Here is a 22,273-nt window from a genome sequence, read left to right on the forward strand (position 1 = left end):
CGTGCTAGACTGCGCCAAACGACCCCGAGAACGGGGCTTTTGAGGCAGATTTGTTGGCGGTGTTCCCATGACGGAAATGGTCTATGGCGCGGTGCCGGTGCGCGAGGGCGAACCGGTTTTGCCGAAATGGTGGCGGACGTTGGACAAGTGGACCTTGTCCTGCATCATGATCCTTTTTGGGGTTGGGCTGTTGTTGGGGCTGGCGGCGAGCGTGCCGCTGGCAGAGAAGAACGATTTTGGCGCCTTCCACTACGTGGCGCGCCAGGCAGTCTTTGGCGGCGCGGCGCTGGTGGCGATGCTGATCACCTCGATGATGAGCCCAAACCTGGTACGCCGCCTGGCGGTGATCGGGTTCGTGGTGGCGTTTGTCGCGCTGGCGGGGTTGCCGTTTTTCGGGACCGATTTTGGCAAGGGGGCAACCCGTTGGTATTCCTTGGGTTTTGCCTCGTTGCAACCAAGTGAATTCCTCAAACCCGGGTTCATCGTGGTGGCGGCGTGGATGATGGCGGCCAGCCAGGAAATCAATGGTCCGCCAGGCAAGATGCTGTCGCTGATGCTGGCGGTGGTGATCGTGATCATGCTGGCACTGCAGCCCGATTTCGGCCAGGCCAGCCTGATCCTGTTTGGCTGGGGCGTGATGTATTTCGTCGCCGGGGCACCGATGCTGGTGCTGGTCGGGTTGGCCGGGATCGTGGTGCTGGCCGGGTCGTTTGCCTATGGCGCCTCCGAGCACTTTGCCCGCCGCATTGACGGCTTCCTCAACCCCGAGGTCGATCCGCGCACCCAGCTGGGATATGCCGAAAACGCGATCCGCGAAGGCGGATTTTTCGGCGTCGGCGTGGGTGAGGGGCAGGTCAAATGGAGCCTGCCGGATGCACATACCGATTTCATCATTGCCGTGGCGGCCGAGGAATACGGACTGGTGCTTGTGCTCTTCATCATCGCGCTTTATGCGAGCGTCGTGGTACGCTCGCTCTTGCGGCTTATTCGCGAACGCGATCCGTTCATTCGCCTGGCCGGTGCCGGTCTTGCGGCAATGTTCGGGGTGCAGGCGATGATCAACATGGGCGTTGCCGTGCGGCTGTTGCCGGCCAAGGGGATGACTCTTCCGTTCGTCAGCTATGGCGGATCGTCGCTGATTGCCGGGGGGATCGCCGTGGGCATGCTTTTGGCCTTTACGCGGACGCGGCCGCAGGGTGGTATTGACGAGATTTTCCGCGGACGCGGGCGGTAAACGGATGGTGGGATGAAATCCCACCCTACGGGGGACAGGGATGGCAGAGCGGCAGAGGCTTCTGGTAATCGCGGCGGGGGGCACCGGCGGGCACATGTTCCCGGCCCAGGCCCTGGCCGAGGTGATGCTGCGCAAGGGCTGGCGGGTGAAGCTCAGCACAGATGCGCGCGGCGCGCGCTATACCGGCGGGTTCCCGCATTCCGTTGAAATCGAGCAAGTGAGCAGCGCCACCACAGCGCGCGGCGGCATCGTTGGTAAGCTGGCGGCGCCGTTGCGGATTCTGGGCGGGGTGCTGTCGGCGACATGGCGGACGAAGCGGGACCGGCCCGACGTGGTGGTGGGCTTTGGCGGTTATCCGGCGATCCCGGCCATGGGGGCTGCGTGGCTCTTGAAGCTGCCGCGCATGTTGCATGAGCAGAACGGAGTGCTGGGCCGGGTCAACCAGATCTTTTCGAAGCGGGTCGACGTGGTGGCCTGCGGCACCTGGCCGACCGAGCTGCCCGAAGGAGTGGAAGGCGTGCATACCGGCAACCCGGTACGTGGCGCCGTGTTGGAGCGCGCCGGGTCAGGCTATATCGCGCCGGGGGAGTATCCGATGTCGGTTCTGGTCATCGGCGGCAGCCAGGGCGCGCGGGTCCTGAGCGACGTGGTCCCGGCGGCGATCGCCGAATTGCCGGTCGACATGCTGCAATATGTCCGGGTCAGCCACCAGGCACGGGACGAGGATGGCGAGCGGGTCGCAAAGTTCTATGCCGAGCATGGCATCGCGGCCGATGTGCAGCCGTTCTTTCACGATGTGCCGCGCCGGATGAGCGAGGCGCAGCTGGTTATCAGTCGTTCAGGTGCCTCGAGCGTGGCCGATATCAGCGTGATTGGCCGGCCGGCGATCTTGATTCCATATCCGCATGCCGCAGGCGATCATCAAAGTGCCAATGCGCGTGGACTGGCCGAGGCGGGGGGCGCGATCGTGATTCCCGAAAGCCAGTTGTCTGTCGAGGTCATGGTCGAGCAGATCGTCAGCGTATTGGGCAACCCGCAAGGCGCGAATCTGATGGCGCAGGCGGCGTTGTCGGTAGGTAAACCCGAGGCGACGGAAGAATTGGTGACACTGGTCGAGCAATTGGCCGGTGTAGAACAACAAGAGCCGGGCTGACCCCCGGACTACGCAGATTTCGATGAGGCGGAACAGGCAATGAATGCAGCAGCAACCAAACTCCCCGGGGACGTGGGACCGATCCATTTTGTCGGCATAGGCGGGATCGGCATGTCGGGAATTGCCGAGGTCCTGCTCAACCATGGCTACGTGGTGCAAGGGTCCGACCTGAAACGCTCGAAAATCACGGCGCGGCTGGAAGACAACGGCGCAACGGTTTTCGAAGGCCAGCGGGCGGAGAACCTGGAAGGGGCCGAGGTCGTGGTGATTTCCTCGGCGATCAAGCCAGGCAATCCGGAACTGGACGAAGCGCGCGCCAAGGGGCTGCCGGTGGTGCGCCGGGCCGAGATGCTGGCCGAGCTGATGCGGTTGAAATCGAACATCGCGGTGGGCGGGACCCATGGCAAGACAACCACCACGACGATGGTGGCGGCGTTGCTGGATCACGGGCATTTCGACCCGACGGTGATCAATGGCGGCATCATCCACGCGTATGGCTCGAACGCGCGTGTGGGCGGCGGCGAATGGATGGTGGTCGAGGCCGATGAGAGCGATGGCACTTTTAACCGGCTGCCCGCGACCATTGCCATCGTCACCAATATCGACCCCGAGCATATGGAGCACTGGGGCACCGAGGAGAACCTGCACCGCGGGTTCGAGGAGTTTGTCAGCAACATCCCGTTCTATGGGCTGGCGGTGTGCTGCACCGACGATCCGGACGTGCAGACCTTGGTGGGCAAGATCACCGACCGGCGGGTGGTGACATTCGGCTTTAACACGCAGGCCGATGTGCGGGCGGTGAACCTGACCTATGCCAAGGGCGTGGCGCATTTCGATATCGCGTTGCAGAACGAGGATATGGTGATCGAGGGCTGCACCTTGCCGATGCCGGGGGATCATAACGTCTCGAACGCATTGTCGGCGGTTGCCGTGGCGCGGCATCTGGGCATGAAGGGCGACGAAATCCGCGAGGCGCTGGCCGGGTTTGGCGGCGTGAACCGGCGCTTTACCCGGGTGGGTGAGGTGAACGGGGTTACAATCATCGACGATTACGGCCATCACCCGACCGAGATTGCCGCCGTGCTGAAAGCTGCACGTCAGGCGACCGAAGGGCGGATCGTGGCGGTGCACCAGCCACACAGATACACCCGCCTGCATCACCATTTCGAGGAGTTCTGCTCCTGCTTCAACGAGGCCGACGTGGTGGCGATTGCCGAGGTTTATGCTGCCGGGGAGGAGCCGATCGAGGGGGCGGATCGGGACAGCCTGGTGTCCGGTTTGATTGCCCATGGCCACCGGCATGCGCAGGGGATCGACGATCTGGACGACCTGGTGAGTCTGGTCAAGGAACAGTCACGGCCCGGCGACATGGTTGTGTGCCTTGGGGCCGGGACGATCTCGACCTGGGCGCATGCCTTGCCGGGGCAGTTGGAAGGGTAGATCGTGGAAGCGGCTGGGTTACTTGTCGTCCTGGTCTGGGGCTTCTGTTTCCTGCTTGGTTTGGGATTGGTTTTGCGACCCCACGTTATTATTGGATCGATTGTGTTCAAACCGACCTTTCTGGCGCTGTTCATGTTTCTTGTCGTGACGGTCATGGCAATGATGCGCGATTTGACGTCTCAAAACATGTTGGCCATTGCGGTGGGTCTTGGGGCTGCGGTTCTGGGCGGTGCCTTGGGCAGCGTTCTGCGCCGTTGGGAGAAAGCCGACGGGAAATGAGCGGTTCTGTCGCGCGGAAAGTACCGAATTTGATCTAGACCTTGGTCATGAGCCCTAGACTTGGTTAAGCTTTCTCCGAAGCGCGAATGCTATTCGAGGGGTGTTGTGGCGTGACCGAACATCTGAAGCGCAGGATCGGGTTAGGGCTTTTGACCGCCTATGGCGTGGGCGTCATGGTTGGGGCCGGGATATACGTGCTGGTTGGCGCAGTGGCGGGCGCTTCGGGCCTGTGGGCGCCGCTGGCGTTTATGTGCGCCGGAGTCATCGCGGCGCCGACGGCTTTGTCATACGCCGAGTTTTCCACCCGCATTCCCGAGGCAGCCGGTGAGGCGGCCTATGTCGGCAAGGGGCTGAACAGCCAAGCTTTGGCCGTGTTGGTGGGGTTGGCGATCGTGACCGCCGGGACAGTTTCCGCCGGTGCGGTGCTGCGCGGCGGGGTGGGATACCTGACCGCGATTGTCGATATGCCCGCCGAGTGGGCAATGGTGGGTGTGGGACTGGCATTGGTGACGGTGGCGGTGATCGGGGTGCTGGAGAGCCTCTGGCTGGCCGCCATCTTTACCGTGATCGAGATTGTCGGCCTGGCTCTGGTGATCTGGGCCGGGATGGGGGCGGAACCTGTGGCCGAGTTTGCCGCACTCGACTGGTTCGAGCCGCCCAGCGACCTGGCGCTGGCCGGGATCGGAGCGGGCGCGGTGCTGGCCTTTTTTGCCTTTATCGGCTTCGAGGACATCGTCAACATGGCCGAAGAGGTCAAACGCCCCGAGCGTAACATGCCGCTGGCGATCCTGCTGGCGCTGGGCATCACCACGGTCATCTACGGGCTGGTGAGTTATGCCGCCGTGCGGGCGGTGGGGATCGACGCGTTGAGTGGCAGTGAAAAGCCGCTGGCGCTGGTCTGGCAGGCCGGGCGCGGGGGCGAGGCCGAGTTCATGTCGGCGATTGCGGTGTTTGCGGCCCTCAATGGCGTGCTGGCACAGATCGTCATGGCGAGCCGGGTTCTCTATGGGTTGGGGCGGCGCACGGCGGTGCTTGGCGTGTTCACCCATGCCCATGCGCGGTTCGGCACGCCGGTTCTGGCAACGGTGCTGATCGGTGCGGTGGTGATCAGCGCAGCGCTGGCGCTGCCGGTGGCGGTGCTGGCCGAGGTGACCAGTTCGATCTTGCTGGGCGTTTTCGTCTTGGTCAATCTGGCGTTGATCGTTATGAAACGACGGGAGCCGGAGGCGCCGTTCCGGGTGTGGATGGTGGTGCCGGTTGTTGGTCTTGTGCTGGCGGCAGGGGCGCTGGCGGTGAATTTGGGAGTTGGTATATGAGCGCATCGCTGCTCTTGGGATGTTTCTGGGTGCTGGCGGCCACCGGGGTGGCGATGCTGCCGATGCGGCGGCAGTATGTACCGGGCGTGTTGCTCTTGTTGAGCGCGCCGGTGCTGATCGGGTTTGTCGGCTATCAGCATGGCTGGATCTGGGCGCTGCCCTGTGTGCTGGCGTTCCTGTCGATGATGCGCAACCCGCTGCGGTATCTGCTCAAGCGCGCGACGGGGCAGCCGGTGGAGCTGCCGAAAGAGTTCCGCATATGAACGGGTCGCTGATTGCGCTCTTTGTCTGGCTGGTGGCGGCGAATGTGCTGGCGATGATCCCGTCGAAGGACAATCACTGGCGTCGGGCGTATTTCCTGATGGGTTGTGCCGTGCCGCTGGTGGTGTGGCTCTTTGTGCAGAACCCGTGGTGGGTTGGGGTGCTGGCGATCTTTGCCGGGATGAGCGTTTTGCGCTGGCCGGTGATTTACCTGGGGCGGTGGCTGCGGCGGAAGGTGGGTGGTGCGTGAAATCACGCGCTCTACGGGAGTGACGCCCGCGGAAATTCCCCCTTGTGGTGTGGGCATTGTCCGACACGGCGGGCGATATTGTCGATTTCGATGACAGCGTGGCCGAGGCGCACGCCAAGCGCAGACAGGGTGCGATTTCCGAGGGTGCGCGGGCCGAGGTAGCGAAGTTTGCCGAGGCGGTGGCAGAGCATGCAGAGGGCGAACTGGCCGAGGAGTTGCGCGAGGATGCCGCGGAGTTGCGCGAGGTACGCGAGGGCGAGGAGGCCGGGCGCTATCGGCTCGGAAGCCGGTTGGTGAAGGTTGTGGCGCTGGGCGGGGTTGGTTTGCCCACGGTGCTGGAGACGTTGGGCTATGCCGAGCAGGGTTGGGGATACGTGGTCTATGTCTGGCAGATCATCAAGGCGTTGATCGGGGTTTGAAGAAACCGGATGAGATTTTGATCGCGGTAACATAAAACGCACCCCGGCGCGTATGCGCTAAGTCCGACCTCCCCCACGGGAGGGCTTTCTTCCAATATCTTTCGCTCTTGATGTCGCTGGCAATTCTTCGTTGCCGTTGCTGCATCCGGTTTCGAGGCCCTCCCGAGGCCGGGTTTGGCGCATACGCGCCTAAATGCCGTGTTGTGGCCGTTGGCAGCGGATACCGGTTTCGCCAGTGGTCGCCGTGGTGTATGACGCCGAAAACCAACAAACGAGCGGTGCGTGATGACCAATTTGCCGGAGGTGCGGGGCAAGCTGATCCCGGGGAAAGTACTGAGCGAACTGACGTGGCTGCGTGTAGGCGGGCCGGCGGATGTGCTGTTCATGCCCGAAGATGTCGACGATCTGGCAAGCTTTCTGGCGGCGCTTGATCCAGGTGTTGAGGTGTTCCCGATGGGGGTGGGCAGCAACCTGATCGTGCGGGACGGAGGGCTGAGGGCCGTGGTGATCCGCATGGGACGCGGGTTCAACGGGATCGAGATCGAGGGCAACCGGGTGATCGCCGGGGCGGCAGCGCTGGATGCGCATGTGGCCCGGAAGGCGGCCGAGGCGGGGTTGGACCTGACATTTCTCAGGACCATTCCGGGCAGCATCGGTGGAGCGGTGCGGATGAATGCGGGCTGTTACGGCTCTTACACCAAGGATGTGTTTGTCGAGGCCAAGGCGGTGACGCGGCAGGGCGAGATCGTGCGGATTACCGCCGATGATCTGCGGTTCCAGTACCGCCAGACGGAATTGCCCGAGGGCTGGGTAATTGTCGAGGCGACTTTTGAAGCGCCGGAGGGCGATCCCGATGAACTGAAAGTGCGGATGGAGGCGCAGCTGGCCAAGCGTGACGCGACCCAGCCGACCAAGGAACGCAGCGCAGGCAGCACGTTTCGCAACCCTGCAGGCTTTTCCAGCACCGGGCGCGACGATGATACGCACGAGCTCAAAGCGTGGAAGGTGATTGATGACGCGGGCATGCGCGGGGCGCGTGTCGGTGGGGCGCAGATGAGCGAGAAACACTCGAATTTCATGATCAACGCCGGCGGAGCGACGGCCAGCGACCTTGAAGAACTGGGCGAAGAAGTGCGAAAAAAGGTTTACGATTCAAGCGGTATCACGCTAGAATGGGAAATCATGAGGGTCGGCGAACCGGCCCCTGAGTGACTACAGGCAAGACCAAGAACAATTGAAACGAAGGGCTGCAAGAACGGCCCGTGGATTCTGAGGCGGTGAAATTGGGTATGTCGGGCAGGACAAATCCCAAAGTGGCAATGATTCTGGGTGGCTTTTCGGCCGAGCGAGAGGTGTCTCTTGTGACCGGCGAAGAGTGCGCATCGGCGTTGCGCGGTGAGGGGTTTGAAGTCATTGAAATTGATCCGGGGCGTGATGACCTGGCAGCCAGGCTGCTGGAGGTGAAACCGGATGTTGTCTTCAACGGGCTGCATGGCCGTTGGGGCGAGGACGGCTGCATTCAGGGCGTTCTGGAGTGGATGGGCATCCCCTATACCCATTCCGGCGTCTATGCGAGCGCGCTGGCGATGGACAAGGAGCGGGCCAAGGCGGCCTACGTCGCGGCCGGGCTGCCGGTGGCGAACAGCATCCTGGCGCCCAAGGTCGAGGTCGAAGCCGGTCACGTGATGGCGCCGCCTTATGTCGTGAAGCCCTACAATGAGGGCTCGTCTGTCGGGATATACCTGGTTAACGAAGACGCAAATGGGCCACCGAAGCTGGCCAAAGGCACGCCGGATATCATGATGGTCGAAGAGTTCGTGCCAGGGCGCGAGCTGACCACAGGGGTGATGGGCGACCGGGCGCTGACCGTGACCGATATTCTGACTGATGGTTGGTATGACTACGACGCCAAATATGTCGAGGGCGGGTCGCGTCATGTCTGCCCCGCCGATCTGCCGCAAGAGATTTTTGATGCCTGCATGGATTATGCCTTGCGGGCGCATGAGGCGCTGGGCTGCAAAGGGGTGAGCCGAACAGATTTCCGCTGGGACGAGAGCCGCGGCGTTGACGGGCTGATCCTTTTGGAAACTAACACGCAACCAGGCATGACGCCCACGTCGTTGGTGCCGGAACAGGCCGAGGCCTGTGGCATGACGTTCGGCCAACTTTGCGCCTGGATGGTGGAGGATGCCTCATGCAATCGCTGAGCGCGCCGAAACGCAGCGTGGCCAAGGCTGACCCGGCGCCAAGCCGCTGGGCCTATCGCCTGCAGCGGTTGTGGCTGACGCCGGTGTTTCGCAAGCTGTTGCGCGTGGGTGTGCCGTTTACCGTGTCGCTGGCGGCGGGTATGGTCTATTTCGCAGATGAAGGTCGGCGCGACGGGGTGGTGCTGGCGATTGCCGACATGCGCGCGGAAATCTATTCGCGTCCTGAATTCATGGTGCAGCTGATGGCGGTGGATGGCGCCAGCGAGGGCACCAATGAAGATATTCGCGAGATCGTCCCCGTGGACTTCCCGATCTCGTCTTTCGATCTGGACCTTGAGCGCATCCGTCAGGACATTGCCGGGCTGGCCCCGGTCAAGGATGTCAACGTGCGCATCCGCAATGGCGGCGTGTTGCAGATCGACGTGAGTGAACGGGTGCCGGTGGCGCTGTGGCGCCATCACGAGGGGCTGGAGTTGATCGACAGCGAAGGTGTTCGACTGGGTCCGGTGGCCGGGGGGCGTGGCGAACATGGCGATTTGCCGCTGGTGGCCGGGAAGGGGGCCGAACAGGCCATTGACGAGGCACGCAGACTTTATGCGGCGGCGCGCCCGCTGAACGAGCGGATGCGCGGGTTGGTGCGCATGGGCGAGCGGCGCTGGGACGTGGTGCTGGACCGCGGTCAGCGGATCATGTTGCCCGAGAGTGACCCGGTGCAGGCACTGGAACGGGTGATCGTGCTGAGCGGCGCGCAGGACATGCTGGCCCGCGACCTGGTGGCGGTGGACATGCGGCTGGCGCAGCGACCGACCATTCGCATGAACAAGGGTGCAGTGGAAAATTGGTGGAAAATCCGCGAAATCGCGGTGGCGACGGAATAAGAAAAAAATGATCGAGCTATATGAATCACAGCGCGCAATGCGCAACCTTCGCAAGGCGGCAATGCAACGGGGCGTGGTGGCCATTCTGGACGTGGGATCGTCCAAGATCGCCTGCCTTGTCCTGCGGTTTGACGGGGCCGAGCCGGAAAACGGCGAGGTGGGATCGCTTGCGGGGCAGGCCGGGTTCCGGGTGATCGGTGCGGCGACGACGCGCTCGCGTGGGGTGAAATTCGGCGAGATCGACGCCATGGGCGAGACCGAACGCGCCATACGCACCGCCGTTCAGGCAGCCCAGAAAATGGCGCAGGTGCGGGTGGATCACGTGATCGCCTGTTTCTCGGGCGCCGAGCCGCGCAGCTACGGTTTGGCCGGCGAGGTCGAGTTGGACGGTCACGTGGTGACCGAGCAGGATGTTAGCCGGGTGCTGAGCGCCTGTGACGTGCCGGATTATGGGGCAGGGCGCGAGGTGATGCATGCCCAGCCGGTGAATTTCGCGCTGGACCACCGCTCCGGCCTGAGCGATCCGCGCGGCCAGATGGGCCAGCGGCTGGCGACCGATATGCATATGGTGACGGTGAATGCACATGCGATCCAGAACCTGGTGCACTGCGTGCGGCGTTGCGATCTGGAATTGGCCGGTGTTGCCAGCTCGTCCTATGTCAGCGGCGTGTCGTCGCTGGTCGAGGATGAACAGGAATTGGGCGCGGCCTGTATTGATCTGGGTGGCGGCTCGACCGGGATTTCGATCTTTATGAAGAAACACATGATCTATTCGGATGCGGTACGCATTGGCGGGGATCACGTGACCGGCGATATTTCGATGGGGCTGCAAGTGCCGCTGACCACCGCCGAGCGGATCAAGACCTTCTATGGCGGGGTTGTCGCCACTGGCATGGATGATCGCGAGATGATCGACCTTGCGGGTGACACGGGCGATTGGGAACATGACCGGCGCAGCGTCAGCCGGGCCGAGATCATCGGGATCATGCGGCCGCGGGTTGAAGAGATTTTGGAAGAGGTGCGGGTACGGCTGGATGCGGCCGGGTTCGAACATCTTCCCAGCCAGCAGATCGTCCTGACCGGGGGTGGCAGTCAGATCCCCGGGCTGGACGGGTTGGCGTCAAAAATTCTGGGCCAGCAGGTACGGCTGGGCCGTCCGATGCGGGTGCATGGGCTGCCGCAGGCGGCGACGGGGCCGGGCTTTGCCAGCGCCGTGGGCATGTGTCTGTTCGCCGCCCATCCGCAGGACGAATGGTGGGATTTCGAAATCCCGGTTGACCGCTATCCGGCGCGGTCGCTGAAGCGGGCGGTGAAGTGGTTCAAGGACAACTGGTAACTCCTGTAACTGGCATCACAGAAGCCATTCCACCGGGAGCAAGCCGATGATGGTCAACGCGATCTGCTGAGTCCAGCTTGCTCCGGGCTCTTGCTGATAGATATTGGGGTCCCCTTGGAGTAAGTCCTCGCGCCAGATCATTTTGGTTTCGGGCGTCAGGGCGGGGCGGTAGCTGACCGCCTTCAGTGGACCGTCAAAGGCGCCGCTGATCCGACTGGCGAGAGTGGGGCTGTCGATCAGGAACCCCATTTCGCAATTCAGCATGGCCGAGCGCGGATCGAAGTTGAACGAGCCGATGAAGATGCGTTTGCCATCCACCGCGAAGGTCTTGGCATGCAGGCTGGCGCCTGACAGGCCAAGGGGCAGGAGTTGCAGATCGGCCTCGGACTCGGCGCCGCCGCGGAGTTTCAGCTCGAACAGATTAACGCCGGCTTCAAGCAGTTCGCGGCGGTACTTGGTATAGCCGGAATGTACCATCAGCACGTCGGTGGTGTTGAGCGCGTTGGTCAGGATGTTGACGGTCTTGCCCGACCGGGCGAGATCGGAAAAGATCTGCGTGCCTGTGCTGCCGGGTACGAAGTAAGCCGAGATCAGGTCCAGACGGGTTTCGATAGCGCCAAGAAAGCCGCTAAGCCGGGTAATCATCAACTGGTCGCGCCGCGCCACGCCCTGACCCTTGATCGGATCATCGGCCACAAGCTGTACGCTGGTCCATTCCAATGCGCCGCTGAGTGGCATACGGGCAAGTATGGTTTCGGCCTCGGACAGGAAGGTCTTGGCGGCGCTGCTTTCGTGGACTTGAGCAATGCGTTTCCTGAGCGCGCCGAGGTCGCCTGTGCCGTCGATAATGGTTTCAGACGCGTGAACGGAAATGCTGTTCCAGTAGTCGTCGAACACGGTTGTGGTGTCCGCCACGATGGCGCCTGCCGCCAACACATCGAGGTCGACATAAAACTGATCTTCGCCGACCTGGAAGTACTCGTCTCCGATGTTGCGCCCGCCGATGATTGTCATCGCCCCGTCAACGATCAGCGACTTGTTGTGCATCCGGCGGTTCATGCGAAAGAAGTCGAAGGTGTAGCCCAGCAATTTCGGGCTGCGCACGGTCGAGGGATTGAACAGGCGAATTTCGAAATTCCGGTGGGTATTGAGGGCCGCGACAAAACTATCGAGGCCGGGAATGCCGTTGTCATCGAGAAGAAGCCGCACATGCACGCCGCGTTCGGCGGCATCAAGAAGGGCCTCGAACATTAGGACGCCCGAGGTGTCGTCGTGCCAGATATAATACTGGCTTTCGATGCTGTGCCGGGCGGCATTGATCATCGCGATGCGGGCCGCAAGGGCGGCCGTGCCATCAAAAAGGGGAACGACACCAGACTTGCCGGGGTTGGCGGCCATGTCCGTGCTGACCATTTGCGCGAGCGGGTTGTCGGGGTCAGGTGTTTGCGCGGCGCTGTGGGGGCGTTCAGAAATGTCGGGCAGCGGGAATGTGAGCCGCAGGAGGAAGACGGCGATCACCCCAACAAAGACGAAAAAGCCGAAGAATCGCAGAAACCGCATGATGGCTACTCCAGACCGACAAACAGGTATGGACGAGTTTTGGCGAGAGTTCGAAAGACTGCAATAGTGAACATTGCGACGGTTTTCCCTGCGAATACCCCGGCGTCAAAGCAGCCATTCCACGGGCAGCAACCCGATGAGAGTGAGCGCAACTTGTTGGCCGAGCGAAGCGCCGGGTTCTTCCTGGTAGATGCGGGTCGAGCCGTCTTCTCGCGCTTCGCTCCACACCATCCGCTTTTCCGGTGTCAGCTGCGGCTTGTAGCTGACGGCGTCGACCGGCCCGTCGAAATGAGACTGCATGCGCCCGGCCATTGTCGGGCTGTCGATAATCAGCCCCATTTCACAGTTCAGTATAGCCGAACGGGGATCGAGGTTGAGCGAGCCGATAAAAACCCGGCGACCATCCACGGCGAAGGTTTTGGCATGCAGGCTGGCACCGGCAAGGCCCAGCGGTTTGAGCTGTGCGTCAGGGCCGGTTGCCATCCCGGGGCGGGGTTTGAGCTCGAACAGCGAAACACCGGCCTTGAGCAGGCGACGCCGGTAGCGGGTATAGCCGGAATGCACCAAGAGCACGTCGGTGGTGACAAGCGCGTTGGTCAGGACGTTGACCTTGACCCCGCGCTTGGCGAGATCGGTGAAAAACCGCGCGCCCCGCACGCCGGGCACGAAATAGGCCGATATCACGTCCAGCCGGGTTGAAACACCACCCAGGATGTCGGCAAAGTGCGAGATCAGCAGCTTGTCGCGCGACACCTCGCCTTCGCCCTTGGCGGGATCGTCGGCCACAAGGGCGACATCGGTCCATTCCACCTGTTCTTTGTTGGCGATGTGCAGGTCTTCTGCGGTTGCCGCCTCGGTGAGGAAGGATTGGGCCTCGGGACTGTTTTTCACCCTGTCGGCGCGGGCCTGGAAAGCGGTAAGATCACCGCTGCCTGAGATGATGGTTTCGGCCTCGAAGGCGGAGGCGCAGTTCCAGTAGTCGTCGAAGACCCTGGTGGCCCGGGCGACGACCGGCCCCACGGCCAGCACGTCGAGATCGAGGAAGAACTGACCCTCACCAATGGCGAAGTATTCGTCGCCGATGTTCCGCCCACCGATGATCGCGGCGGTGCCGTCAACGATGAATGACTTGTTGTGCATTCGCCGGTTCATCCGCACGAAGGAAAAGGCGTAGCCCAGAGTTTTCGGGCGGCGCACGGTGGACGGGTTGAACAGGCGGATTTCGAAATTTGGCTGGGCGTTCAGCGTGGCGACGATGGGATCGAGCCCGGTAATGCCGTTGTCATCGAGAAGCAGCCGAACCTGCACGCCGCGACGAGCAGCAGCAAGCAGCGCGTCGAGAAGCAGGATGCCCGAAGTGTCGTCGTGCCAGATGTAATACTGTGCGTCGATGGCGCTTTGCGCGGCGTGAACCAGGGCCAGTCGCTGGGCCAGCGCGCTGGAGGCTTCGTTCAGAGTGACCACGCCGGTTTTGCCGGGATTGTTGTCTATCTCTTCGGTCAGGAAACAGCTCAGTGGGCCGGTCTTGTCCGCCGGCAGGGCATAACTGGGCGCGCGGCGGGAAATGCCGGGCAGGGGGAAGACCAGGCGCAGCAACGCGACCGCGGCAATGGCAGCCAGAACAATGAGGACGAGACTTCCCAGAAAGGTCATAGAGTTTGCCCGGTTAGACAGGCGCGGGGGCCTGGCAGTAATCTGGGCCATGCCCAGGCCGGATTCAATCGAACAGCGCGGATTTACATGCTGAGCGGGAAAAACCGGCTGGTCTTGTCGCGCGACACTGGCTAAGATGCGTGCAGCCTTCCATAAGAGAGGGCCGGAGGGTCGAGCAGGGACCCCGAAAACTTGGAACGGTGACTCGCGCGCGAAGCTTTCGCGATTACGCGACTAATCCCTTTTTGTGCTGGACATGCCGATTTCCGCAATATCTGGACAAATCGGCAAAATCCCGCGTGAATCCCCAATAAAACGCGCCACATTTTGTGTTGAAACTGTGTTTTTTGGGTGACGTTTGCGGCTGCAATGGTTAAGAATGGGACAGATAAGGCAGAAAAACCCGCGGAATGCGGGGCTCACGACATCAGGCGGACAGTATCCATGACATTGAACCTTACCATGCCCGGACATGAAGAGTTGAAACCCCGTATCACGGTATTTGGCGTTGGGGGCGCAGGCGGTAACGCGGTCAACAACATGATCGCCAAGGAACTGGATGGCGTGGATTTCGTGGTGGCCAACACCGACGCGCAGGCGCTGCAGCAGAGCAACGCGACAAGCCGCATCCAGATGGGCATCAAGGTTACCGAAGGTCTGGGCGCTGGCGCCAAGGCCACGATCGGCGCTGCCGCTGCCGAGGAAAGCATTGAGCAGATCGTCGATCACCTGGCTGGCGCGCACATGTGTTTCATCACCGCCGGGATGGGCGGCGGCACCGGCACCGGGGCCGCACCGATCATCGCGCAGGCCGCACGTGAACTGGGCGTTCTGACCGTGGGCGTTGTGACCAAGCCGTTCCAGTTCGAGGGCGGCAAACGGATGAAACAGGCGGAAGACGGTGTCGACAGCCTGCAGAAGGTCGTCGATACCCTGATCATCATTCCGAACCAGAACCTGTTCCGTCTGGCCAACGAGAAGACCACCTTTACCGAGGCGTTCTCGATGGCGGATGACGTTCTTTACCAAGGTGTGAAAGGTGTGACCGACCTGATGGTGCGCCCGGGTCTGATCAACCTCGACTTTGCCGATGTGCGTGCCGTTATGGACGAGATGGGCAAGGCAATGATGGGCACCGGCGAGTCCGCTGGCGAAGATCGCGCCACCCAGGCCGCCGAGAAGGCGATTGCCAACCCGCTGCTGGATGAGATCAGCCTGAAAGGCGCCAAGGGCGTGCTGATCAACATCACCGGTGGTCATGATCTGACCCTGTTCGAGTTGGACGAAGCCGCCAACCGCATTCGCGAAGAAGTCGACCAGGAAGCCAACATCATCGTCGGTTCGACGCTGGATACCGGTATGGAAGGCGAGATGCGCGTCAGCGTGGTTGCCACCGGCATCGATGCCAGCGAAGTGCATACCGACATTCCGGTCCCGCGCCGCAGCCTGGCCGAACCGCTGAAGCAGACCGTGTCGGTTGAGGACGAACATGAAGCCGAGGTCGCCGTTGCTGCGCCTGCCGCGTCGGAACCGAGCCTGTTTGAAGACCTGGACGCCCAGGCGGCTGCCGCCGAGGACCAGATGGAAGACATCTTCGAAGAACAGCCTGCCGCCGTAGCGCAAGAGATTGCAGACGATTTGCCGCCACCGGCCTATCAGCCGGAAGTGGCAGCGTTCCAGCCGCAGGCCGATGCGCTTGATGCGGATCCGGAAGAGTTCGTCGCGCCGCAAGCTCCGGCCCCCGGCACACCCAGCCCGGATGCCATGGCCCGACTGAAAGCCGCTGTGCAACGCGCGCCGGGCGCCGCCGCGCCGCAACAGCCCGAACAGGCTGCTTCGCAAGAGGCTGAGCCCGAGGTCGAGCGCCCGCGTTTCGGCATCAACTCGCTGATCAACCGGATGACTGGCCACGGTGCCGAGCCGCAGCAACAACAGCAGCCGCAGGCCCCGGCACCGCGCCCGGTGGCACAGCAGCAGGCCCAGCCCAGCGTTCAGGCGCCGAGCCCGGCAGAAGAGGCCGAGCAGGATCGAATCGAGATCCCGGCCTTCCTGCGGCGTCAGGCGAACTGATCGTTAACGGTCAATTGTGACAGTTATGAAACCCGCCCCGCGAGGGCGGGTTTTTCTTTGGTCACAAAGGGTTACGCTGCGTTGCGGCGACAAGTTGCCGATTGAGAGGGGTGACTGTTTCAACACCGTTGCAAAGCGTGAATTGAGGCGGACCCCGGCTTTGCTTAAATTCGCGCCAACAGCGGACCAGTGTGTCCGCCCAGACCTGGGGCCCTTCGTGCAGACGACCATCAAATCTCCAGCCGTTTTTCAAGGCGTCGGATTGCATTCGGGCAAGCGCACGCGGATGGTGATCCGTCCGGCCTCGGCCGAGCATGGCATCTGGTTCAAACGTAGCGATATCCGTCTTGGCGATGCATTGATCCCGGCCCGATGGGACGCGGTCGAGCAGACGCCGCTGTGCACGTTGCTTGTGAATGACCGGGGAGTAAGCGTCTCGACCGTCGAACATGTCATGGCGGCGCTCGCGGGTTGTGGGGTGCACAACGCACTGATCGAGATTGACGGGCCGGAAGTGCCGATCCTGGATGGCAGTGCTGCGGCTTTTGTCCGGGGCATTTTGGCACGGGGTGTGGCACGGTTGGATGCGCCTGTGCGCGCAATCGAAGTTCTCAAGCCGGTCGAAGTGCGCCGCGGAGAGGGCGCGAATGAAGCCTGGGCACGGCTGGAACCGGGCAAGAGCCTGACCATCGATTTTTCCATCGAGTTCGAGGATGCCGCGATTGGAGAGCAGCGCAAGGTGCTGAACATGGCCAACGGCTCCTTCGTGCGCGAGCTGTGCGACAGCCGTACCTTCTGCCGCCAGGCGGATGTGGACGCGATGCATGCGCAAGGTCTCGCCTTGGGCGGAACGTTGGAAAACGCCGTGGTGGTCGACGGTGAAAAGGTACTTTCGCCCGGCGGGCTGCGCCACGCTGACGAGGCTGTGCGCCACAAGATGCTGGATGCACTGGGTGATTTGGCGCTGGCGGGTGCTCCGATCATCGGTGGCTATTTCGGGCACCGTGCCGGTCATGCGCTGACCAACGAGCTGTTGCGTAAAATGTTTGCGACCCCGGGGGCGTTCCGGATGATCCGCTGTGATGCCGAGACGGCGGCGCGTTTGCCGGGAGCGGGGGTGCATGCCGGTGAGATTCCCACCATCGCCAAGGCCGTTGCCTAACCTCTCTCCATGCCCCTCGAGGACGGGTTCAAGCCGCAATCCGCGAGAAAATGCATGGGATTCCGCACAAGTAAATCAGGATTTTAGGGCTCAAATGCGAATTGACAGCCACGTTAGGTGTCAAAGGCGTTTTGCACCGGAATTTTCTGTGCTAGGAGAGGCATTAAGAAACGGGGCGCAGAGCCCATGAACTTGTTCGAGCAAAGGGTTTTTCGAGCATGACAGGCGGCGAGGGCAACAAATTCAGGGCCAAGATTCTGGCCATGGGCGTGGGCTTGGCAATGCTTGCGGGCTGTGCCGACAGCGTGGCGAATGCCGTGCGGCGCGGCGACGTGCCGATCGAGAACTACACTGCGCAACAGATTTACGAGCGGGCCGAGTTCGAGCTCAACCGGAAACAGGCCGGCGAGGCGGCGCATTTCTTTGGCGAGGTCGAGCGGCTTTATCCCTATTCTGACTGGGCCAAGCGTAGCCTGATCATGCAGGCCTATGCCTTCCATCAGGACAAGGATTACGAGAACAGCCGGTCAAGCGCCCAGCGGTTCATTGATTTCTACCCGACCGATGACGATGCCGCCTATGCGCAGTACCTGCTGGCGCTAAGTTATTATGACCAGATCGACGAGGTCGGTCGCGACCAGGGGCTGACCTTCCAGGCGCTGCAGGCGCTGCGTGCGGTGATCGAGCGTTATCCCGGAACGGAATATGCCCGCTCGTCGGTGCTGAAATTCGACTTGGCCTTCGACCACCTGGCGGCCAAGGAAATGGAGATCGGGCGCTATTACCTGCGTCACAAGCATTACACGGCCGCGATCAACCGATTCCGCGTTGTGGTCGAGGATTTCCAGACCACCTCGCACACCGCCGAGGCGCTGCACCGGCTGGTCGAATCCTACCTGTCGCTTGGTCTGACCAACGAAGCACAGACCGCAGGCGCCATCTTGGGCCACAACTTTGTCGGCACCGACTGGTACGAGGACAGCTACAAGCTGCTGACCGGGCGCGGGCTTGAGCTGAAGGCCTCGGGCGACAACTGGTTGCGCAAGATCTATCGTCAGATGGTCAAGGGGCGGTGGTTGTAAGCCATGGGCGAATGGTGCGTTGAAAACGCACCCAACGGGGCGGTCATCTGATGCTGCGCACGCTTGAAATCCGCGACATGTTGATCATTGACCGGCTGGACCTGGAATTCCGGCCGGGTCTCAACGTGCTGACCGGGGAAACCGGGGCGGGCAAATCTATCCTTCTGGACAGCCTGGGATTCGTGCTGGGCTGGCGCGGGCGGGCCGAGCTGGTGCGGGCCGGGGCCGAGCAGGGCGAGGTCACGGCGGAATTCGATCTACCCAACGGGCATGCGGTACACGCGGTTCTGGCGGAAGCGGGATTGCCGCAATGCGAGGACGGCACGCTCTTGTTGCGCCGGGTTAATGGGCGCGACGGGCGCAAGACGGCCTGGGTCAATGATCGGCGCTGTTCGGGCGAGGTGCTCAGGCAGTTGTCGGACGTGCTGGTTGAACTGCATGGGCAGCATGACGATCGAGGGCTGCTCAACCCGCGTGGGCATCGGGCGCTGCTTGACGAGTTTGCCGGCAACGCGGAGGCGATAGATCGCACCCGCAAGGCGTGGGCCGGTTGGCGCAGGGCGGAGAAGGAATTGGGTGTGGCACGGGCCGCGCTGGAGGCGGTGCGCGACGAGGAAGAATTCCTGCGCCACGCGGTGGGAGAGCTGGATGCGCTGGACCCACAGCCGGGCGAGGATGAAGTGCTGGACCGTGAACGCCGCCGGATGCAGGCGGCCGAACGGGTGCGCGAGGATATCGACAAGGCTCGCGGGGCTGTGTCCGGTGGCGACGGCGGCGCCGAAGGGGCTGCCGAGGATGCGCTGCGCTGGCTTGAGGCGGTGGCCGGTGATCTGGACGGGCTGCTGGATGAACCCGTCGAGGCTTTGGGTCGGGCCCTGAACGAGTTGGCCGAGGCCGGGGACGGGATCCGCCGCGCACTGGACGCGTTGGATTTCGAGCCCTTTGCATTGGAAGCCTGTGAAGAACGGCTGTTCGCGATCCGGGCACTGGCGCGCAAACATGACGTGTTGCCCGATGAGTTGGGCAGTTTTGCCATGGGACTGCGTGACCGGCTTGACGCGCTGGAACGCGGCGATGCGGATATTGCCGCACTGGAAGAGGCCGAACAGGCTGCGAAAGTGGGCTATGACAAGGCTGCGGCAGTGTTGAGCGGCAAGCGGGCGCGCGCGGCCAAGGCTCTGGACAAGGCGGTGATGGCGGAGTTGGCGCCGCTCAAGATGGAGCGGGCAGTGTTCGTCACCGAGATAGACCTCGCCGCGCCAGGGCCTGAGGGGATGGACGCAGTGAGTTTCACGGTGGCGACCAACCCGGGCGCGCCTTCCGGGCCGATTGCCAAGATTGCCTCGGGTGGGGAGTTGAGCCGGTTCCTGCTGGCGTTGAAGGTGAGTCTGGCGCAGAAGGCCAATCCGGGCGTGACGATGATTTTCGACGAGATCGACCGGGGTGTCGGCGGGGCGACTGCGGATGCGGTGGGCCGCAGGCTGGCGGCACTGGCCGAGGGAGCGCAGGTGTTGGTGGTGACCCATTCGCCCCAGGTGGCGGCGCAGGGCGGGTATCACTGGCGGGTCGAGAAACGGGTCGAGAAAGACATGACCCTGTCGACGGTGGTTCCACTGAATGGCGTTGAGCGGGTGGACGAGATTGCCCGGATGCTGTCTGGCGACGTGATAACCGATGAGGCCCGCGCTGCGGCGGAACGGCTGCTTGGTTAGGGCTGTGGGTGGCGGGTTTTGGTCTGAAGCGGACTTTCGAATTGCTTCGCAATCCGACCAGCTGGGGGGCGCTGCCCCCCAAGACCCCCCGGGATATTTCTGGCAAAAGGAAGAGGCGGCGCTGGTTGTTTGAAGGGCCGCTTCAGGCCATTTCAGACAGCTGTTAGATAAGGCAGATAGGTTGACCCTAGCAATATGGTAAAGCCAGCCGGGGATCGCCGGGTTCGGCCTGGCGCAAACGAAAAAGCCCCGCACCGGGTACCGCCAATACGTTGCGGCAGGGCCAGTGCGGGGCCATTTTTTTTGCGGGAGGCCCGCTTATGTCGCAGACCCGGTAAAGACGGGACATGCTCGTTAAGTAAAATTTCGTGCCCGGGGGCAGCTGAAAATTCGTTGTGGAATCACCATGCCAAAGCCTGGACGAATTGTCATACCCCAGATGGTGTAAGGCGTGTTTCGTCAGATATATTTTTCAACCAGATCAAGTACTTCGGGCCACTTTGCAAAGAAAACAAGTTGGCCTGAATCCTCGTAGTTTATGAAGTCGATCCAGGGGTATTCCCCCTTGAGTTCGGCGAGTGTCGCCGGTGGTGTTTGCGGATCTTGGCTGCCGTTGAGGAAGTGAACCGGGCATCGGTCCCGCGTGCGTCTGACCGGGCCGCTCCAATCGGTGGTTTCCTGCAAGGTCACTTCGGAGGCAAAAGCGGCATGGGCGGAATGATCATCCGACAAGCAGACTTCGGAGCCGACGACCATGGCCTCGAACACCTCAGGGTTTTCGAAAGTGGCGACGTCGGCGGGGCTGTCGCCATAGACCGCGTGAACAAATTTGCGCTTGCCCAGACGGCGGGCCAGCGCAAAGCCGGCCTTGACCATGAAGGGCAACAGGTGCGGGGTATAGCGCGCACCGGCCAGGATGAAACGGTGCCATTTGTGCATCCTTTGATATTGTTCGGCGCGGTTCAGCGGCAGGATCCCGGCACAGGCGATGAGAGCGCTGACCCGGTCGGGATAGGTATCGTGGAAATGCGCCGAGAAGAAGAAATCGCCACCCAGCGAGATGATCGGACAGCGGCTGACGCCGAGATGGTCGAGCAGGTGAGCATAATCCAAGATGATGCTGCGGGTCATGTCAGCGTCACGCGGCAAGGGGGTGGAATTGCCGTAACCCGCGCGGACTGGCACGATCACCTTGACGCCGCGCAGGGCGGCGTCGGCCTCGGCCGAGGCGGGCCAGCGGGTAAGGCCGTAATCCTGCGGGCCAAAGAGAACGGGCCGTCCGGCTGGATCGCCGAGTATAAGATAGTCGAAGCGCCGCCCGTCCGGCAGCATCAGCGTGTGATAGGGGCGTGGTCGCAGCGCGGCAAATCCGCTACTGTGATCGGTCTGGGGCCGTTGCGCCTGCGCGGCAGCGTCCTGGGTGTAGGTGGCGATGTCCATCGTTGACAGCGTCAGGCGGATCAGTTCGGCTTGGCTGTGGGTTTCGGTTTTGGCCAAAATCGACTTGATCTGGGTGCGCACGGTATCGAGCGAACGCCCGCGCTGGTCGGCGATGTCCTGCAACGAGTGGCATTCGGAGAGCGCGCGGAGCACCTGGGTCTCGGCCTCAGTGAGGGAAAAGACCGATTTCAGGAAGTCGTCGAACCTGTCGGGCCAGATCAGTTCCGAACTGACCGCAACGATGAAGGGTGGCGCGTCCTCAGGGCGCAGCACCCGCAGCTGGAACACGGCCAGCCGCGATGTCTCGCGCAGGCGGGCACGCAGCAGATGCGGGGTATCGACATTCGCGGTGAAGGCCCGGGTGACCTGTTCGATCAGCGCCGCAAGGTCATCGGGTTCCAGCGGCAGCGACGACAGCGGCGCCCCGGTAAAGAGGTTGAAGACCTGCATGGCGGGCGGGTTGATTTCACCCAGCGTGAGATCGCGGTTGATGGTGAAGGCCGCGGAAGTCTGGAACCGGGACAGGATGCCCGGGGTGGTGGTGTTTGGGTCGGCATTTGCAGTGAGACTGTCGAGAACCTGATCCGCCCGGCGGAAATGGCTTTCAAAGTCGATCGCGGTCAGGGCGATTGGAGTATCGAGGCCCAGGGTCCGGCGATACGGGCTGATCAGGGTTTCCCACTGATCCAGAAGCTCCTCGTAGCGTGCAGGATCGACCGCGACTTCGTAAAGCCGGTCGATCACGTCCTGGGCAAGCCGGCTGGGACTGCCGCTATCGGTTGAAATCCTGTGTGGTTTGGCATTCATACCCGCAGCCGTCC

Annotated in this window: 19 protein-coding genes; 16 read left to right on the forward strand and 3 right to left on the reverse strand. The window is 62.3% G+C overall.

What is annotated here, in order from left to right; genetic code table 11:
- Nucleotides 1-67: 67 nt before the first annotated feature.
- The 12 genes from ftsW to ftsA all read left to right on the forward strand — a co-directional run bounded on the left by ftsW (nt 68) and on the right by ftsA (nt 10,773).
- Nucleotides 68-1,234: a putative lipid II flippase FtsW gene (ftsW, locus tag RXV86_RS15950; protein ID WP_316301253.1), complete on the forward strand. Its 1,167-nt coding sequence runs from the start codon at nt 68-70 to the stop codon at nt 1,232-1,234.
- 40 nt (nt 1,235-1,274) lie between these two features.
- Nucleotides 1,275-2,387, forward strand: coding sequence for an undecaprenyldiphospho-muramoylpentapeptide beta-N-acetylglucosaminyltransferase (gene murG, locus RXV86_RS15955; protein ID WP_316301254.1), 1,113 nt, complete (start codon nt 1,275-1,277; stop codon nt 2,385-2,387).
- 39 nt (nt 2,388-2,426) lie between these two features.
- The gene (gene murC, locus RXV86_RS15960) at nt 2,427-3,827 is read left to right on the forward strand and encodes a UDP-N-acetylmuramate--L-alanine ligase (protein ID WP_316301255.1); all 1,401 of its coding nucleotides are present in this window, start codon (nt 2,427-2,429) and stop codon (nt 3,825-3,827) included.
- A 102-nt stretch (nt 3,828-3,929) separates the two neighbouring features.
- Nucleotides 3,930-4,106 carry a hypothetical protein gene (locus RXV86_RS15965; RefSeq protein WP_316301256.1) on the forward strand — a complete coding sequence of 59 codons (177 nt, stop codon included), beginning with the start codon at nt 3,930-3,932 and terminating at the stop codon, nt 4,104-4,106.
- Between the two features lie 110 nt (nt 4,107-4,216).
- Entirely contained in the window at nt 4,217-5,422 is a 1,206-nt protein-coding gene (locus RXV86_RS15970; protein WP_316301257.1) for an amino acid permease, read from the forward strand.
- Entirely contained in the window at nt 5,419-5,685 is a 267-nt protein-coding gene (locus tag RXV86_RS15975; RefSeq protein ID WP_316301258.1) for a DUF2484 family protein, read from the forward strand. The genes RXV86_RS15970 and RXV86_RS15975 overlap by 4 nt, the downstream gene beginning before the upstream one ends.
- Entirely contained in the window at nt 5,682-5,933 is a 252-nt protein-coding gene (locus RXV86_RS15980; RefSeq protein WP_316301259.1) for a DUF2484 family protein, read from the forward strand. The genes RXV86_RS15975 and RXV86_RS15980 overlap by 4 nt, the downstream gene beginning before the upstream one ends.
- A gap of 56 nt (nt 5,934-5,989) precedes the next feature.
- Complete coding sequence (locus RXV86_RS15985; protein ID WP_316301260.1) at nt 5,990-6,352, forward strand: hypothetical protein; 363 nt, start codon at nt 5,990-5,992, stop codon at nt 6,350-6,352.
- A 285-nt stretch (nt 6,353-6,637) separates the two neighbouring features.
- On the forward strand, nt 6,638-7,564 hold the full coding sequence (murB, locus tag RXV86_RS15990) for a UDP-N-acetylmuramate dehydrogenase (protein WP_316301261.1): 927 nt from the start codon (nt 6,638-6,640) through the stop codon (nt 7,562-7,564).
- Between the two features lie 107 nt (nt 7,565-7,671).
- The gene (locus RXV86_RS15995) at nt 7,672-8,559 is read left to right on the forward strand and encodes a D-alanine--D-alanine ligase (protein ID WP_316301578.1); all 888 of its coding nucleotides are present in this window, start codon (nt 7,672-7,674) and stop codon (nt 8,557-8,559) included.
- Nucleotides 8,547-9,437, forward strand: coding sequence for a cell division protein FtsQ/DivIB (locus RXV86_RS16000; protein WP_316301262.1), 891 nt, complete (start codon nt 8,547-8,549; stop codon nt 9,435-9,437). Before RXV86_RS15995 ends, RXV86_RS16000 begins: the two co-directional genes overlap by 13 nt.
- A 7-nt stretch (nt 9,438-9,444) precedes the next feature.
- A complete protein-coding gene (gene ftsA / locus RXV86_RS16005) occupies nt 9,445-10,773 on the forward strand; it encodes a cell division protein FtsA (RefSeq protein ID WP_316301263.1) in 1,329 nt (442 codons plus the stop codon).
- A gap of 15 nt (nt 10,774-10,788) precedes the next feature.
- Here ftsA and RXV86_RS16010 read toward each other — a convergent pair whose 3' ends face one another.
- Nucleotides 10,789-12,333 (reverse strand): phospholipase D family protein, encoded by a 1,545-nt coding sequence (locus RXV86_RS16010; RefSeq protein ID WP_316301264.1) that lies wholly within the window; start codon nt 12,331-12,333, stop codon nt 10,789-10,791.
- 105 nt (nt 12,334-12,438) lie between these two features.
- Nucleotides 12,439-13,986: a phospholipase D family protein gene (locus RXV86_RS16015; RefSeq protein ID WP_316301265.1), complete on the reverse strand. Its 1,548-nt coding sequence runs from the start codon at nt 13,984-13,986 to the stop codon at nt 12,439-12,441.
- 444 nt (nt 13,987-14,430) lie between these two features.
- Between RXV86_RS16015 and ftsZ the strand changes: the two genes are divergently transcribed.
- The 4 genes from ftsZ to recN all read left to right on the forward strand — a co-directional run bounded on the left by ftsZ (nt 14,431) and on the right by recN (nt 20,012).
- The gene (gene ftsZ, locus RXV86_RS16020; protein WP_316301266.1) at nt 14,431-16,056 is read left to right on the forward strand and encodes a cell division protein FtsZ; all 1,626 of its coding nucleotides are present in this window, start codon (nt 14,431-14,433) and stop codon (nt 16,054-16,056) included.
- Nucleotides 16,057-16,273: 217 nt separating this feature from the next.
- Nucleotides 16,274-17,218 carry a UDP-3-O-acyl-N-acetylglucosamine deacetylase gene (gene lpxC / locus RXV86_RS16025; RefSeq protein ID WP_316301267.1) on the forward strand — a complete coding sequence of 315 codons (945 nt, stop codon included), beginning with the start codon at nt 16,274-16,276 and terminating at the stop codon, nt 17,216-17,218.
- 263 nt (nt 17,219-17,481) lie between these two features.
- Complete coding sequence (locus RXV86_RS16030; RefSeq protein ID WP_316301579.1) at nt 17,482-18,300, forward strand: outer membrane protein assembly factor BamD; 819 nt, start codon at nt 17,482-17,484, stop codon at nt 18,298-18,300.
- Between the two features lie 50 nt (nt 18,301-18,350).
- Nucleotides 18,351-20,012, forward strand: a complete 1,662-nt coding sequence (gene recN / locus RXV86_RS16035) for a DNA repair protein RecN (RefSeq protein ID WP_316301268.1) — start codon at nt 18,351-18,353, stop codon at nt 20,010-20,012.
- Nucleotides 20,013-20,471: 459 nt separating this feature from the next.
- On the opposite strand, the gene RXV86_RS16040 is transcribed toward recN, so the two are convergent.
- Nucleotides 20,472-22,259 carry a LuxR C-terminal-related transcriptional regulator gene (locus RXV86_RS16040; RefSeq protein ID WP_316301269.1) on the reverse strand — a complete coding sequence of 596 codons (1,788 nt, stop codon included), beginning with the start codon at nt 22,257-22,259 and terminating at the stop codon, nt 20,472-20,474.
- Between the last annotated feature and the right edge of the window lie 14 nt (nt 22,260-22,273).

The organism is Aliisedimentitalea sp. MJ-SS2, from assembly GCF_032586155.1.
Taxonomy (GTDB): domain Bacteria; phylum Pseudomonadota; class Alphaproteobacteria; order Rhodobacterales; family Rhodobacteraceae; genus JAWHTC01.